General features: G+C 45.4%; 16 protein-coding genes. 15 read left to right on the top strand and 1 reads right to left on the bottom strand.

The genetic code is table 11. From position 1 onward, the window contains the following. Positions 1-39: 39 nt before the first annotated feature. The 7 genes from lgt (at position 40) to RA178_RS16190 (ending at position 5,094) form a co-directional block, all read left to right on the top strand. Positions 40-849, top strand: a complete 810-nt coding sequence (gene lgt, locus RA178_RS16220; RefSeq protein WP_263146056.1) for a prolipoprotein diacylglyceryl transferase — start codon at positions 40-42, stop codon at positions 847-849. Beyond that, positions 846-1,640, top strand: a complete 795-nt coding sequence (thyA, locus tag RA178_RS16215) for a thymidylate synthase (RefSeq protein WP_105249861.1) — start codon at positions 846-848, stop codon at positions 1,638-1,640. Before lgt ends, thyA begins: the two co-directional genes overlap by 4 nt. 117 nt (positions 1,641-1,757) lie before the next feature. Then, complete coding sequence (gene nhaA, locus RA178_RS16210; protein ID WP_028760832.1) at positions 1,758-2,927, top strand: Na+/H+ antiporter NhaA; 1,170 nt, start codon at positions 1,758-1,760, stop codon at positions 2,925-2,927. A gap of 2 nt (positions 2,928-2,929) precedes the next feature. Continuing rightward, on the top strand, positions 2,930-3,316 hold the full coding sequence (locus tag RA178_RS16205; protein ID WP_105249860.1) for a hypothetical protein: 387 nt from the start codon (positions 2,930-2,932) through the stop codon (positions 3,314-3,316). A 114-nt stretch (positions 3,317-3,430) separates the two neighbouring features. Then, a complete protein-coding gene (gene nhaR, locus RA178_RS16200; protein ID WP_028760830.1) occupies positions 3,431-4,339 on the top strand; it encodes a transcriptional activator NhaR in 909 nt (302 codons plus the stop codon). 85 nt (positions 4,340-4,424) lie between these two features. After that, positions 4,425-4,673: an FAD assembly factor SdhE gene (locus RA178_RS16195; RefSeq protein ID WP_028760829.1), complete on the top strand. Its 249-nt coding sequence runs from the start codon at positions 4,425-4,427 to the stop codon at positions 4,671-4,673. After that, entirely contained in the window at positions 4,654-5,094 is a 441-nt protein-coding gene (locus RA178_RS16190; RefSeq protein WP_306682790.1) for a protein YgfX, read from the top strand. The genes RA178_RS16195 and RA178_RS16190 overlap by 20 nt, the downstream gene beginning before the upstream one ends. Positions 5,095-5,128: 34 nt before the next feature. Here RA178_RS16190 and nadB read toward each other — a convergent pair whose 3' ends face one another. Beyond that, positions 5,129-6,742: an L-aspartate oxidase gene (gene nadB, locus RA178_RS16185; protein ID WP_219253001.1), complete on the bottom strand. Its 1,614-nt coding sequence runs from the start codon at positions 6,740-6,742 to the stop codon at positions 5,129-5,131. Between the two features lie 190 nt (positions 6,743-6,932). Here nadB and rpoE point away from each other — a divergent pair, with 190 nt between their 5' ends. From rpoE to era, 8 genes are all read left to right on the top strand, one after another. Next, on the top strand, positions 6,933-7,511 hold the full coding sequence (gene rpoE, locus RA178_RS16180; RefSeq protein ID WP_028760826.1) for an RNA polymerase sigma factor RpoE: 579 nt from the start codon (positions 6,933-6,935) through the stop codon (positions 7,509-7,511). Between the two features lie 41 nt (positions 7,512-7,552). Then, the gene (locus tag RA178_RS16175; protein WP_028760825.1) at positions 7,553-8,179 is read left to right on the top strand and encodes a sigma-E factor negative regulatory protein; all 627 of its coding nucleotides are present in this window, start codon (positions 7,553-7,555) and stop codon (positions 8,177-8,179) included. A 12-nt stretch (positions 8,180-8,191) separates the two neighbouring features. After that, positions 8,192-9,124 (top strand): MucB/RseB C-terminal domain-containing protein, encoded by a 933-nt coding sequence (locus tag RA178_RS16170; protein WP_306682788.1) that lies wholly within the window; start codon positions 8,192-8,194, stop codon positions 9,122-9,124. 10 nt (positions 9,125-9,134) lie between these two features. Then, positions 9,135-9,608: a SoxR reducing system RseC family protein gene (locus RA178_RS16165; RefSeq protein ID WP_306682787.1), complete on the top strand. Its 474-nt coding sequence runs from the start codon at positions 9,135-9,137 to the stop codon at positions 9,606-9,608. Positions 9,609-9,774: 166 nt separating this feature from the next. Continuing rightward, positions 9,775-11,565, top strand: a complete 1,791-nt coding sequence (gene lepA, locus RA178_RS16160; RefSeq protein ID WP_028760822.1) for a translation elongation factor 4 — start codon at positions 9,775-9,777, stop codon at positions 11,563-11,565. A 183-nt stretch (positions 11,566-11,748) separates the two neighbouring features. Then, a complete protein-coding gene (gene lepB, locus RA178_RS16155) occupies positions 11,749-12,666 on the top strand; it encodes a signal peptidase I (RefSeq protein ID WP_113940664.1) in 918 nt (305 codons plus the stop codon). Between the two features lies 1 nt (position 12,667). Beyond that, a complete protein-coding gene (gene rnc, locus RA178_RS16150; RefSeq protein ID WP_012088603.1) occupies positions 12,668-13,348 on the top strand; it encodes a ribonuclease III in 681 nt (226 codons plus the stop codon). After that, positions 13,345-14,361, top strand: coding sequence for a GTPase Era (gene era, locus RA178_RS16145; RefSeq protein WP_028760819.1), 1,017 nt, complete (start codon positions 13,345-13,347; stop codon positions 14,359-14,361). Before rnc ends, era begins: the two co-directional genes overlap by 4 nt. The last annotated feature ends 15 nt before the right edge of the window (positions 14,362-14,376 follow it).

Here is a 14,376-nt window from a genome sequence, read left to right as displayed (position 1 = left end):
TTATGTTTATCTCAGTTTGAGGCTGCTAATGGATGTGTTATGGCGTTGAGTTTCCCCAATATCGATCCCGTGATCGTTTCATTTGGACCGTTTAATCTTTTTGGACAAACCTTTGAACCGGCACTACGTTGGTATGGTTTTACCTATTTAGTCGGATTTGTTGCGGCTATGTGGTTGTTGAACCGCCAAGCCGACCGTTCAAAGGGGATATGGACGCGGGAGCAAGTTTCAGATTTACTCTTTTATGGTTTTCTTGGGGTGATTTTAGGTGGCCGTATCGGTTACGTGCTTTTTTATCATTTCGATTATTTCCTCGCCAGTCCCCTCTATTTATTTAAAATCTCTGAAGGTGGCATGTCCTTCCACGGCGGTTTGATGGGCGTGATTACGGCGATGCTTTATATCGCGTGGAAACAAAAACGTACTTTTTTTACTGTCGCCGATATGGTGGCACCTGTTGTGCCTATTGGTTTAGGCGCTGGTCGTATTGGTAACTTTATCAACGGCGAGCTTTGGGGACGAACCACTGATCTGCCTTGGGCTATGGTGTTTCCAACTGGTGGGCCTGACCCACGTCATCCATCCCAGTTGTATCAGTTCGCCCTTGAAGGCGTAGCATTATTCCTATTACTTTACTGGTTTAGCAAACGTACCGATAAAGTCGGTGCAGTCTCTGGTATGTTCTTAGTCGGTTACGGTATGTTCCGTATTATGGTTGAAACTGTGAGGCAACCCGACACACAGTTGGGACTTTACTGGGGATTTATGACTATGGGGCAGATACTCTCTGTGCCTATGGTGTTAATCGGTTTGTACTTGATTTTTCGTAAGCAAGGTAAGCAGCAATGAAACAGTATTTAGACTTAATGAAGCACATATTAGCCGAAGGCGTGGATAAATCGGATCGCACAGGTACTGGGACTCGCTCGGTATTTGGCTATCAAATGCGCTTCGATTTGAGCAAAGGTTTTCCTTTGGTGAGCACCAAAAAATGCCATATGCGCTCTATCATCCATGAATTGCTGTGGTTTCTGAAGGGGGAAACTAACGTTGCCTATTTACGCGAAAACAAGGTCAGCATTTGGGATGAATGGGCCGATGATAATGGCGATTTGGGCCCAGTTTATGGTGCCCAGTGGCGCAGTTGGCCAACCCAGAGTGGTGATGCTATCGATCAGATTTCGCAAGTTATCGCCCAGATAAAATCTCAACCAGATTCTCGCCGTCTTATCGTTTCTGCTTGGAACGTGGGCGAACTGGATAAAATGGCTTTGGCACCGTGCCACGCGTTTTTTCAGTTCTATGTAGCCGATGGTAAATTATCTTGTCAGCTGTATCAGCGTAGTTGTGATGTGTTTCTTGGTTTGCCATTTAATATTGCCAGTTATGCTTTGTTAACTATGATGGTCGCCCAGCAATGTGACTTGGCCTTAGGTGATTTTGTGTGGACGGGTGGTGATACCCATTTATATTCTAATCATATGGAACAGACGGCACTGCAGTTAAGTCGTGATCCAAAACCGTTGCCGACCATGACTATTGTACGCAGACCTGAGTCGATTTTTGACTATCAATTTGATGATTTTGAATTAACAAACTACGCTCCACACCCTCATATCAAAGCCCCTGTTGCTGTGTGATGTATGTTTTTTAGCCTAACACTTCGGAATAACCGAGGTGTTAGGGAGAAACTTACGATTATATTTGTTATTACAATTCGTCTACACTCAATTCATTATGATTTTTAGGAGTGCAAGATGGAAAAAGCAATTAGAAATTTTCTGAGCCAAGAGTCGGCTGGCGGTATCCTGTTATTGGTTGCTGTTGCCTTAGCCATGCTGATGGCCAATTCCCCTTTATCTGGACTTTATCAAGGCTTTTTAGGCACTGACGTTCAAGTCAAAATTGGCGAGCTCAACATACACAAGCCACTCATCCTGTGGATAAACGATGGCTTGATGGCCATATTCTTTTTGCTGATTGGTTTAGAAGTGAAACGTGAGTTACTTGAAGGCGCCTTATCGAGTGTCGCTCAAGCTTCCCTGCCTACCTTTGCCGCCATTGGCGGCATGCTAGTCCCTGCTGGCGTGTACTTACTGTTTAACTATGGTGATCCTGTCACACAAGCGGGCTGGGCGATTCCTGCCGCGACCGATATTGCCTTTGCTTTAGGTATTATGGCGCTGCTCGGAAGCCGCGTTCCTGTTTCACTGAAAGTCTTCTTACTTGCTTTAGCTATCATCGATGATTTAGGCGTCATAGTGATTATCGCGCTGTTTTACAGTACTGACTTATCAACCATCAGTTTAGTGATTGCCAGTTTAGCGATTGCGGGCTTGGTTGGGTTAAACCGCAAAGGGGTTACCTCACTTTTACCCTATGGCATCTTAGGGTTAATCCTTTGGGTTGCCGTACTTAAGTCTGGAGTGCATGCGACTCTGGCTGGCGTCATCATTGCTTTTTGTATTCCATTGCGGGCAAAGGATGGCAGTTCACCCTCAGAAGGCTTAGAGCATAGTTTGCATCCTTGGAGTACTTTCCTCATTTTGCCAGTGTTTGCTTTTGCCAATGCGGGCGTTTATGTCGGCAATATGAATTTGGAGACGTTAATTTCTCCTGTTCCTGTTGGTATTGCATTGGGCCTGATGTTAGGTAAGCCAATCGGTGTAATGTTATTTAGCTTTATTGCGGTGAAACTAAAATTAGCTCAATTGCCCGATGGCGTAGGTTGGAAGCAAATTGCCCCCGTCGCGGCCATGTGCGGTATTGGTTTTACTATGTCTATGTTTATTGCGTCGTTAGCCTTTGAACATGCAGACCCTATGTACGGTGACTTAGCACGCCTAGGGACCTTAATCGGTTCGATTATGGCAGCGTTAGTCGGGTATTTCTGGTTATCAAAAGTGTTACCTAATAAAGGAGTATAACTATGATAAAGTTGAAATTAATGGGAATAGCAACGCTCTTATGTTTATCGACAACCGCGACTGCATCGCAAATTTCGGCCTGTAATCAGGATGCAAACTCGCAGACTTGCCAAAGCTATCTTGAAGGAATAGTGGATGGCGCTTTGATGTTTAAATCTGATTCCTTAGGGGCGAGATTAGAAACTAATGGTTATGAATCGAGGGCACTTAAGTATCGCGGTGGTAAACGTTTCCAAGAAGCGAATCGAACCTATTGCGCCGAACGTATTCCTGAACGTAACGTTTTAGTTTCAGGAGTCACTGAAGCGGTAAGTCTGGGGAATGCTGCCGATTTGGAGCAGTTACAAGGCATAGTTACTAACTTACTCGACTGCCAGCGTTTAAAGTAACTTGACTGGGAATCATCAGGTTTTTAATCATCTGATTTTAAACTATCGAGTTTGAAATGACACAGTAACCCCTCAGCGCCTTGGCGTTTGAGGGAGCATTAACAGCGGGTTAGCATGCTGCACTTGAATTATAACCACTTGTATTATTTTTGGATGATTAAGAAAAAGGGCTCAGTCGCGAAGGCGGCCGAAGCCCTATGTTTAACGCCGCAAACGATAACAGGGCAAATTCGTGCCTTAGAAGATAGGTTAAACGGCAGTCTGTTCAAGCGAGTCGGGCGGACATTGGAGGCGACAGAGTTAGGTGAATTGGTGTTTCGCTACGCCGATAAGATGTTTAGCCTTAGCTATGAAATGCTCGATTTACTTAATTATCAAAAAGCGGATGCCATGTTATTCGAGGTGGGTATTGCCGATGCCTTATCTAAAGCTTTAGTCAGCCGAGTTTTATTATCTGTAGTGCCTAATGACAATTCTATGCACTTAGCCTGCTATGAGGCGACTCACGAGAGCCTAATGGCGCGTTTACGTGAGCATAAACTGGATATGATCCTTTCGGATTGTGCAGGTGAGTCACTCAAATACCCTGAAATTTTATCTAAAAAATTAGGCGAGTGTGGCGTGAGTTTTTTCTCCGCTGAGACTTATAGCGCTGATTTTCCTGCCTGTTTAGAACAAGGCCAGCTATTAATTCCCGGCCGTAGAACTTCACTCGGACAACAGCTATATCGCTGGTTTGACGAGCAAAATCTTAAAGTCAGTATTTTGGGCGAGTTCGATGATGCGGCCATGATGAAAGCCTTTGGTTACCTTAAACGAGGTATTTTTGTCACTCCGTCGATTTATCGCCAAGAAGTGATTTCCCATGGTATGAATTTGCTCGGTGAAACCACCGATGTGAAAGAGGAATACCATGTGATGTTTGCCGAACGTATGATCCAACATCCTGCAGTAAAGCGATTATTGGATACAGATTTTAGCGATCTCTTTGAGGGGCTCGATACGCAAGTACAACAATGCTAATTTTGTAAGTCAATATGAAGGGTTAATCGACACTTTAGTCAGTGAACTGATAGACTAATGCCAAATCTGTGTTGGGAGAAATACCTTGGAATTAATGAACATCGCAAGGGTTCGCTGGGCATGTCGCCGTGGGATGCTGGAATTAGACGTCTTGCTTCAACCTTTTGTTGAAAATTTCTATCAAGAAATGTCCGATGAAGATAAAACCGTGTTTATCCGTTTGTTGGAATGTGAAGATCCAGAATTGTTTGCTTGGTTTATGGGCCATGAAGTGTGCCCTGATACTGAACTGGCTCGTATGATAGTAAAAGTCCGTGGAAGACCGGCACCATAGTTTCAGCGTAAAAGCCTCTTTCGACCAACGACTCTCGTTGGTCGTTTTTATTGGCGTTTGTTCTAGCTCATTTCTGCTTTGGCCCCAAAGCGACATTATCGCCTTATCTCTGCTTAAATATTTGTTTATCGTACTTGTCAGTATTTTCTTGCTGTTGCAGTTGTGGCGACTGCAGCATTGGCGTTTAGATTTTGTGCTGAGTGATAAAGGCGAGGGACGTTTGTCAACGGGGGAGCACTTTCAGGTACTAAAACGCACTTGGGTCACGCCCTTTGTTTGCGTGATTTATATCGAAGTAGATACTCAGTTGCGGCTCTTGCTGGTTTGGGCTGATATGTTAGACGATACTGACTATCGACATTTATGTCGTCTGTTGCTGCGGGCTAAAATGCAACAGACTAAACCTCATTCTGAGATTTAGTCTGTTTATGATGAAGTAATCTATGCGTATGCGGTTACTTTTCTGGTAGTAAAATAGTCGGGCGAGGCGCGTCTAATTTCTCTGGATGATCGATATTAAAATGCAGCCCACGGCTTTCTTTACGCTCCATGGCACAGCGAATAATTAATTCGGCCACTTGCACTAAGTTACGTAATTCGAGCAAGTTATTGCTAACCCTGAAGTTACTGTAATATTCCTGAATTTCTTGCTGTAACATCAGGCAGCGGCGCAGTGCACGCTCGAGACGTTTATCTGAGCGTACAATTCCAACGTAGTCCCACATGAATAACCGCAGTTCGTGCCAGTTATGGGCGATGACCACTTCCTCATCCGAGTTCGACACTTTACTTTCATCCCATGCTGGAATTTGTCCCGGGATTTGAATTTTATGCAGTTGGCTTTCTATGTCCTGTGACGCCGCACGGGCAAACACTAAACATTCGAGTAACGAGTTACTCGCCAGACGATTGGCACCATGTAAGCCCGTATAGGCGACTTCACCAATAGCATAGAGACCATTGAGATCCGTCTGACCGTGCATATCTGTCATTACACCACCGCAGGTATAGTGTGCGGCGGGTACCACAGGAATCGCATCTTTAGTGATATCGATTCCCAGCTCTAAGCAACGGCTATAGATGGTCGGAAAATGCTTCATCACAAAGTCAGCATCTTTATGGCTGATATCCAGATACACACAATCGGCACCCAGACGTTTCATCTCATAATCGATGGCGCGGGCAACGATGTCACGGGGAGCTAACTCGGCGCGTTCATCAAAGTCCGGCATAAAGCGGCTGCCATCTGGACGACGCAGATAAGCCCCTTCACCACGCAGGGCTTCGGTGAGTAAGAAGTTGCGCGCATCTGCGTGGTACAAACACGTCGGATGGAATTGGTTGAACTCCATATTCGCCACGCGGCAACCTGCACGCCATGCCATGGCAATACCATCACCACTAGCGACATCGGGGTTTGAGGTATATTGATAAACCTTAGAGCTACCGCCTGTTGCTAACGCAACAAACTTGGCCTTAACGGTTTCGACGTGTTCTTCATTACGATTCCACACATAAGCGCCTAACACACGATTACCTGGGCGATTTAACTTACGGGTGGTGATGAGGTCGATGGCGTTATAGCGTTCTAAAACGTGAATATTGGGGTGGGCGAGTGCGCGCTCTTGCAGTGTGGTTTGCACTTCTTTGCCTGTGGCATCGGCAGCGTGCAGAATACGTCTGTGGCTATGGCCGCCTTCACGGGTTAAATGGTAAGGTGCATCTTTTGCGTTGCCGTCTGTGGTTTCTTCTTTATCGAAGGCGACGCCACATTCGATAAGCCATTGCATCGCACTCTTGGCATTTTCAGCCGTGAAAGTGACAACGTCTTTGTCACATAAACCCGCCCCTGCGATTAAGGTGTCTGCAACATGGGATTCGATAGTGTCACTTTCGTCGAAGACGGAGGCGATACCGCCTTGGGCGTAGTAAGTCGACCCTTCCGAGAGTGGGCCTTTTGAAAGCAGAATTACTTTTGCTTTTTCAGCAAGATGCAAAGCTAGTGTCAGACCTGCGGCACCGCTACCTATGACTAATATGTCAGATTGGTGTTCAACTACTTGTTTCATCGGGTATCATGATGTGACTGAAGAGTGCCAACTATGGTAAACCAACTCACCGATTATGGGTACTTTCCTTTTTACCTTACTTTTTTTGTATAATTTTTAGAACTTTTTCAAAGCCCGCGAGTCTACATAAGTGAATATGATTCGAGCGACTGAGAAATCAGCATTTTAGATTTAGGAGAAGTCGGCTCGGATGAGTGGACAATTAAGTGATCAACAATTAGTTGAGCGCGTACAACAAGGTGATAAAAACGCTTTTAACCTGTTAGTGCTTAAATATCAAAGTAAAGTCATTAGCTTGATATCCCGTTATGTACGGAACCAAGCGGACGTTGCTGATGTGGCACAGGAAGCGTTTATCAAAGCTTACAGAGCTTTGCCAAACTTTCGCGGTGAAAGTGCATTTTATACTTGGTTGTACCGCATCGCAGTAAACACTGCGAAGAATTATCTCGTATCACAGGGGCGTAGAACGCCTGCGAATGATGTTGATGCAGAAGATGCCGAATATTACGAAGGTAGTGACGCGCTGAAGGAGTTTGCCTCCCCAGAACGGCTAATGTTATCGGATGAAATTAAAAAAGTGATTTTCGATACATTAGAGACCTTACCTGAAGAATTACGAATGGCCATCTCATTGCGTGAACTCGATGGTATGAGTTACGAAGATATTGCCATAGTCATGGATTGTCCTGTCGGGACCGTAAGATCGCGTATCTTCCGAGCTCGAGAGGCAATCGATAAAAAGCTCCAGCCGTTGCTGGAAGCCTAAATTCTTATTTTAAGAAACCCTTATATTTAGACAGGTGAAAAATGGATAAATTAGGTCAAGAATGGGTATCTGCCGCAGTCGATGGAGAGACTGATGCGCAGACCATGGCAGAGTTATCTGCTGATACACATTCACATGATAAATGGCATAACTATCATATGATAGGCGATGCCATGCGTGGCGAATTGCCGCAGACTATTGTGTTAGATCTCTCTGCTAGCATTGCTGCCGCCATTGAACTTGAGCCAGCGATAGTTGCGCCTAAGCATCATGCGTCTAAAGTTACTGCACCTGTAACGCCACAAATTGCCGCCAATTCGGAGCAAAGCCGCGTCGTACCTTTATTTAAGCAATTTGGTCAATATGCCATTGCTGCGACGGTTGCTATGTTTGCGATTGTGGGTGTGCAGAATTACAATCAAACCGCCGATGATGCCGCGTCACCATCGCCCGTGTTAATTACAAGGCCGCTTATTGGTAGCGCATCACCTGTGAGCCTACAAACCGGTCCTGTACAACAGAATCAAGGCTATACCAATGATCAGGTGAATGAGCAACGTCGCCGAATTAATACTTATATCCAAGATCATATGTTGCAACAACGATTGAATACTGGTGCGGTTGTAGAGGACAATACCGAGGTCGTACCCGTTCCGGTCAATCAATAACGAGGAGTTAGCTTGCGTCTAATCCTGTTGGCTTTATTAGCCTTGGTCTTTCCTGCAACCGCGCAGGAAGACATGCCTGCCAAAGCTTGGCTCGAGAAAATGAGTCAGGCTTTACGAGAGAAAGAGTTTAAAGCATCGATTATTCAACTTCAGGCCGATCATATTCGGCCTTTGGTTTACCTGCATGGTAAGGTGAATAATCAAGAAGTTGCCTTTCTAGAATACCTTAACGGTCCACCTAAAAATGCAGTGCGTGTCGGTAATCGTGTCACCTTTATTGAGCACGATGAGCCTGCGTATAGTATCATTTCTAATCATATTCAAGGTGTCTGGCCCGCTGCTTTCTCTGCCAATATGGCGGACTTAGAAGTGGGTTATCAGTTTGTACTCGGTGGCCGTACCCGTATCGCTGGGCGTCCAGGGCAGATGATCCGTCTGTTGCCCAATGATGAATTCCGTTATGGCTTTCAAATTTGGCTTGATATGGAAACCTATCTGCCGCTGAGATACGACATGCTGACTCAAGATAAGCAATTACTTGAGCAGATCATGGTGATTGAACTCATTGAATTCAGCGAGCCGCCAGCCATTTTGCAAGAGGCTTATAAGCAAGAGTGGCCGGCAGTTATCGATCAAGCCGAGCGCCAAGACGGTCAAAACTGGCAATTTGCTTGGTTACCCGCAGGTTTTACTGTGGTAGTGCGCGACCACCATAGATTAATTGGCAGTCACGAAGCGGTGGAATACATAGCACTGACCGATGGACTAGCAAATATTTCTGTTTATGTGGCGCGTGCGGGCACGAGTCCATTGCCTGAAGAATTAATTACCCGTAATGGCTTGTCGTTAGTCTCAGAAAAAGTCGGTAATGCCGAAGTGGTTGCTGTGGGTAAAGTGCCGACAGAAACCCTAACGCGCATTGCTAAAAGTCTGACGCTAGAATAGGACGCCGATTATGATGGAAGAAATTGCCAGAGTCGTCTCCAGTGATAGTCAAGGCTGGTTGACGGTTGAAGTGGAACTTAAGAGTACTTGCAAGAGCTGCAGTAACAGTGAGTCTTGCGGGACCTCTGCTGTCGCTCAGGCTTTTTCCTCGAAAACCCAGCAATTTTCTATTCAGAGTGACCGCCGCTGTGAGGCTGGTGAATTACTCAAATTAGGCCTTCCCGAGAGCGTGATCCTCAAAGCCGCGGCATTAATCTATTTAATGCCGCTGTTTGGCCTGTTTGTCGGCGCAGCGTTAGGACAATTTTTAGGCCAGTTGCTTGAGTTTAATCCTAACCTAGGTGCCATGGGCTTTGCTGCCGTTTGTGCCTTGATTGCGTGGTCTTTTGGTAAGCAACAGGCTAAACGTTTAGAAGTTGATGCTCAGCCTGTGATTTTGGCCTATTTAGGTAGGAGCATCAATTTAAACGAATTAGCCCAATAATTTCAATGTGTTATTTTTTATCAAATAGCAGCTAACTGCGGTTTTGGGCGTTGTTTTATCGGCCTGTCTTAAGTAGGAGTGAATGTGATTGGTATTGAAACCGCAATCAGGTACAATTTCGCTCCTTTGAACCGTATCCATTTTCAGTATTAGTCATTGCAGCATAATGAAACAAATTAGAAACTTCTCAATTATTGCCCATATCGACCATGGTAAATCGACGCTATCAGATCGTCTTATTCAGGTTTGTGGCGGTTTAACCGACCGTGAAATGGATTCTCAAGTTTTAGATTCTATGGATCTAGAACGTGAGCGTGGTATTACGATTAAGGCACAAAGTGTCACTTTGGATTATAAAGCCAAAGATGGCCTTGTCTATCAACTCAACTTTATTGATACCCCAGGTCACGTTGACTTCTCCTACGAGGTCTCGCGCTCATTAGCTGCCTGTGAAGGTGCTTTGCTGGTGGTTGATGCGGGTCAGGGCGTTGAAGCTCAGACACTGGCAAACTGTTATACCGCGCTGGATATGAATCTAGATGTGGTACCCATTTTAAACAAGATTGACTTACCACAAGCCGATCCAGAACGTGTTGCTGCCGAGATTGAAGATATCGTCGGTATTGATGCGATGGATGCTGTGCGTTGTTCGGCTAAAACCGGTGTCGGTGTCGATGAGGTTTTAGAAGTCATTGTTGCCAAAATTCCACCGCCAGAAGGCGATCCTGACGCACCATTGCAAGCCTTGATCATCGATTCTTGGTTTGATAACTACCTAGGCGTAGTGTCTTTAGTGCGAATTAAACACGGTAGCCTGAAAAAAGGTGACAAGTTTAAGGTCATGTCTACTGGACAAAACCACACTGCGGATCGCGTCGGTATTTTCACCCCAAAACAAACTGATAAAACCGAGCTTAAAACCGGTGAAGTCGGCTTTGTGATTGCGGGTCTGAAAGAAATTCACGGCGCGCCCGTAGGTGATACGTTAACTTTAGCCAAAAATGGTGCTGAAAAGCCGTTACCTGGTTTTAAGAAAGTGAAGCCACAGGTATACGCTGGCGTATTCCCAATTTCGACCGACGAATATGAAAACTTCCGTGATGCGCTGAACAAACTCAGCCTGAACGATGCGTCATTATTCTTTGAACCTGAAAGTTCTTCGGCACTCGGTTTTGGTTTCCGCATTGGCTATTTAGGCCTGCTCCACATGGAAATCGTACAAGAGCGTTTAGAGCGTGAATACAACCTAGAGTTGATCACCACTGCGCCAACCGTAGTGTACGAAGTTGTCATGACCAGCGGTGAAACGATTTACGTTGATAACCCGTCTGATCTGCCTGCGATTAACAACATTGAAGAAATGCGTGAGCCGATTGTTGAGGCCAACATTTTAGTGCCAAAAGAATACTTAGGTAACGTGATTACCCTGTGTATTGAAAAACGTGGCACCCAAGTGAACATGGTTTACCACGGTAACCAAGTGGCTGTAACTTACCATCTGCCAATGGCGGAAGTGGTCATGGATTTCTTCGACCGTTTGAAGTCCACTAGCCGTGGCTATGCATCCCTCGAATATAACTTTATTCGTTTCGATCCTGCAGACATGGTGCGTTTAGATATTCTCATCAACGGCGACCGAGTCGACGCCTTGGCTATGGTTATCCATAGATCAAACATTCGTCACCGTGGTTTAGCCTTAGTGGATAAGATGAAAGAACTTATTCCACGTCAGATGTTTGATATTGCGATTCAAGCGGCGGTGGGCAGTCAAATTATTGCACGTTCAACCGTGAAAGCCCTGCGTAAAGACGTAACGGCTAAGTGTTATGGCGGCGACGTTTCTCGTAAGAAAAAACTCTTAAATAAACAAAAAGAGGGTAAGAAACGGATGAAGCAAGTAGGTAACGTTGAGGTGCCACAAGAAGCATTCTTAGCGGTACTTAAGCTAAACGAGTAATCGTTAGTATAAGAAGTGACAATTTAGTTGACTATTGCGCCGCTGTTTGCGGCGCTTTAGTTAGGTTATCGCATTGGTTTATCACTTTGGTTTACCAAGGTCGAATACGGTAAGTTAACTAAAGTATAATATTCGCTGAGTTAGGCACCTTTAATTATTTTTAAGGCAGGAGTTCAATAAGCAATGGCAGCGTATTTTTCCATTATTCTAGTGCTAATCACCCTGATCTCAGGACTTATTTGGTTAGTCGATGTGCTCGTTTTCGCCCCAAAGCGTCGTGAGAGTTTAGCGTTAGCAAAGGCATCACAAGCGAATTTAACTGAAGAAGCTGAGTACCAAATCATTCGTGAGTCGACCATAGTCGAAACCGCGCATTCTATCTTCCCTGTGATTGCCTTTGTGTTGATCCTACGTTCATTCATTTATGAACCATTTCAAATCCCATCGGGTTCTATGATGCCAACCCTCTTAGTGGGCGACTTCATTCTGGTGGAAAAATTTAGTTATGGGCTTAAAGATCCCGTATGGCGCACTAAACTGGTTGAAACTGGCGAGCCCAAACGCGGTGATGTGGTGGTATTTAAATATCCTGAAAATCCGCAAATTGACTACATTAAGCGTGTTGTCGGTTTACCGGGTGATAGAATTATTTACCGTAACAAGCAGTTGATGATCCAGAAGGCCTGTGGCGTTGAGCAAACAGCTTGCCCAGAACCACAAGTTATCGCCCGTACTGAAATCAGTCGTGGTGATTACAGCCAAGATGGCGTGCCATTACTGCGTTACACGGAGCAACTGGGCGAGGTCGCCCACGATATTTTGATCAACCCAAGTCGTCCCGACATGCTGGGATATTTTAAGCGCGAAGGTAATTTACCCGCGGGTGAGTTTTTAGTGCCAGAAGGCCATTACTTTGCCATGGGCGATAACCGCGATAACAGTACCGACAGTCGTTTCTGGGGCTTTGTGCCAGAAGAGAACCTTGTTGGTAAAGCGGTAGCGATTTGGATTAGTTTTGAATTTGACCGTTCAAAAGCCGACTTCCTCCCAACTTGGGTGCCAAGCGGTGTACGTTTTGAGCGTGTAGGTGGAATTAAATAGCATGGAACCGATTAAAAATTTGCCACGTTTGTGTCGTACTTTAGGTTATGAGTTCAAGAATATTGAGCTTTTGACTCAAGCGCTGACCCACAGAAGTGCGGCAAATAAACACAATGAACGCTTAGAGTTTTTAGGTGATTCAATTTTATCTATTGTGATTTCTGATGCTTTATATCATCAGTTTCCGAAGGCAACCGAAGGCGATTTAAGCCGGATGCGTGCCACCTTAGTTCGCGGTGATACCTTAACTATCATCGCCCAAGAGTTTAAGCTCGGCGATTATTTATATCTCGGTCCTGGCGAGTTGAAAAGTGGCGGATTTAGACGCGAGTCGATTCTTGCCGATGCGGTTGAAGCCATTATTGGCGCCGTTTACCTTGATTCCGATCTCGAAGTTTGCCGTGCATTACTGTTGAAATGGTATGCCGAGCGTTTGGCCGAAATCCAACCTGGGATCAGTCAGAAAGACGCTAAGACATTACTGCAAGAACATTTACAAGGGTTTAAAAAGCCGCTGCCTGATTACCAAGTAATCAACATAGAAGGCGATGCCCACGATCAGACATTTACCGTTGAATGTCGTATTGAAGACTTGAGTCAAAGCGTCATTGGTGTGGCGAGTTCACGCCGTAAAGCCGAGCAAATCGCGGCCGCTCAAGTATTGGAGTTACTAAAGAAATGACCAAAAAAACAGACTTGTCAGGTATCGATGCTGCAAAAGCGGCAACTGAGCCGAGTTTAGATGAATTACTGGCAAGGATGAATGCGGCCGCGCCAACGCCGTCGGCCCAATACGATGTCACTTATTGCGGCATGGTGGCGATCATTGGTCGCCCTAACGTCGGTAAATCAACGTTAATCAACCGTTTGCTTGGTCAGAAGGTGAGTATTACTTCTAAAAAGCCACAAACAACGCGCCACCGTATCATGGGTATTCATACCGATGGTCCGAAGCAAATCGTGTTCATCGATACACCTGGTTTACACATAGAAGAGCAGCGGGCGATTAACCGCCTGATGAACCGCGCAGCAGCCAGTTCGCTTGCCGATGTGGCTATGGTGATTTTTGTGGTCGATGGCATGACGTGGACCGCCGATGATGAGATGGTGTTGAGTAAATTACGCCGTGGCGGTGAAGAGCGTCAGACAATTCTGGCGATCAATAAAGTCGACAATATCAAAGACAAAGAATCGCTGTTCCCGTATTTGGAAGAAGTCGCCAAAAAATATCCTTTCGATGAAATTTTGCCGATTTCAGCCAGTAAAGGTACCAACGTTAAGCGCATTTTAGAGCTGGCGGCGGCGTCTATTCCTGAAGGACCTTTCTTCTTCCCTGAAGACTATGTTACCGACCGTTCGCAACGTTTTATGGCGTCGGAAATTGTGCGCGAAAAACTGATGCGTTTCCTAGGTGATGAATTACCCTATGATGCGACAGTTGAGATTGAACAGTTTAAGATGATGGAAAATGGCGTTTATCAAATCAATGCCCTGATCCTTGTTGAGCGTGAAGGTCAAAAACGTATGGTGATTGGTAGCAAGGGCGAACGTATTCGTACTATCGCAACTCAAGCTCGCTTAGACATGGAGACCTTGTTTGATAATAAAGTCTTCCTCGAAGTGTGGGTGAAAGTGAAATCCGGTTGGGCCGATGATGAACGCGCCCTACGTAGCTTAGGTTACGGCGACGATTAAGCATTAATTCCAGCG

Origin of the sequence: Shewanella oncorhynchi (assembly GCF_030848765.1) — a bacterium.
GTDB lineage: Bacteria > Pseudomonadota > Gammaproteobacteria > Enterobacterales > Shewanellaceae > Shewanella > Shewanella oncorhynchi.
This window is presented reverse-complemented; position numbering and strand designations above follow the sequence as displayed.

What these genes read in the sequence shown, in the direction of transcription:
- rpoE (WP_028760826.1), top strand. Translation starts at nt 6,933, where the DNA reads ATGAGTGGACAATTAAGTGATCAACAATTAGTTGAGCGCGTACAACAA.
- nadB (WP_219253001.1), bottom strand. Translation starts at nt 6,742, where the DNA reads ATGAAACAAGTAGTTGAACACCAATCTGACATATTAGTCATAGGTAGC.
- rnc (WP_012088603.1), top strand. Translation starts at nt 12,668, where the DNA reads ATGGAACCGATTAAAAATTTGCCACGTTTGTGTCGTACTTTAGGTTAT.
- RA178_RS16205 (WP_105249860.1), top strand. Translation starts at nt 2,930, where the DNA reads ATGATAAAGTTGAAATTAATGGGAATAGCAACGCTCTTATGTTTATCG.
- thyA (WP_105249861.1), top strand. Translation starts at nt 846, where the DNA reads ATGAAACAGTATTTAGACTTAATGAAGCACATATTAGCCGAAGGCGTG.
- nhaR (WP_028760830.1), top strand. Translation starts at nt 3,431, where the DNA reads ATGCTGCACTTGAATTATAACCACTTGTATTATTTTTGGATGATTAAG.
- RA178_RS16165 (WP_306682787.1), top strand. Translation starts at nt 9,135, where the DNA reads ATGATGGAAGAAATTGCCAGAGTCGTCTCCAGTGATAGTCAAGGCTGG.
- nhaA (WP_028760832.1), top strand. Translation starts at nt 1,758, where the DNA reads ATGGAAAAAGCAATTAGAAATTTTCTGAGCCAAGAGTCGGCTGGCGGT.
- RA178_RS16175 (WP_028760825.1), top strand. Translation starts at nt 7,553, where the DNA reads ATGGATAAATTAGGTCAAGAATGGGTATCTGCCGCAGTCGATGGAGAG.
- lgt (WP_263146056.1), top strand. Translation starts at nt 40, where the DNA reads ATGGCGTTGAGTTTCCCCAATATCGATCCCGTGATCGTTTCATTTGGA.
- era (WP_028760819.1), top strand. Translation starts at nt 13,345, where the DNA reads ATGACCAAAAAAACAGACTTGTCAGGTATCGATGCTGCAAAAGCGGCA.
- lepA (WP_028760822.1), top strand. Translation starts at nt 9,775, where the DNA reads ATGAAACAAATTAGAAACTTCTCAATTATTGCCCATATCGACCATGGT.
- lepB (WP_113940664.1), top strand. Translation starts at nt 11,749, where the DNA reads ATGGCAGCGTATTTTTCCATTATTCTAGTGCTAATCACCCTGATCTCA.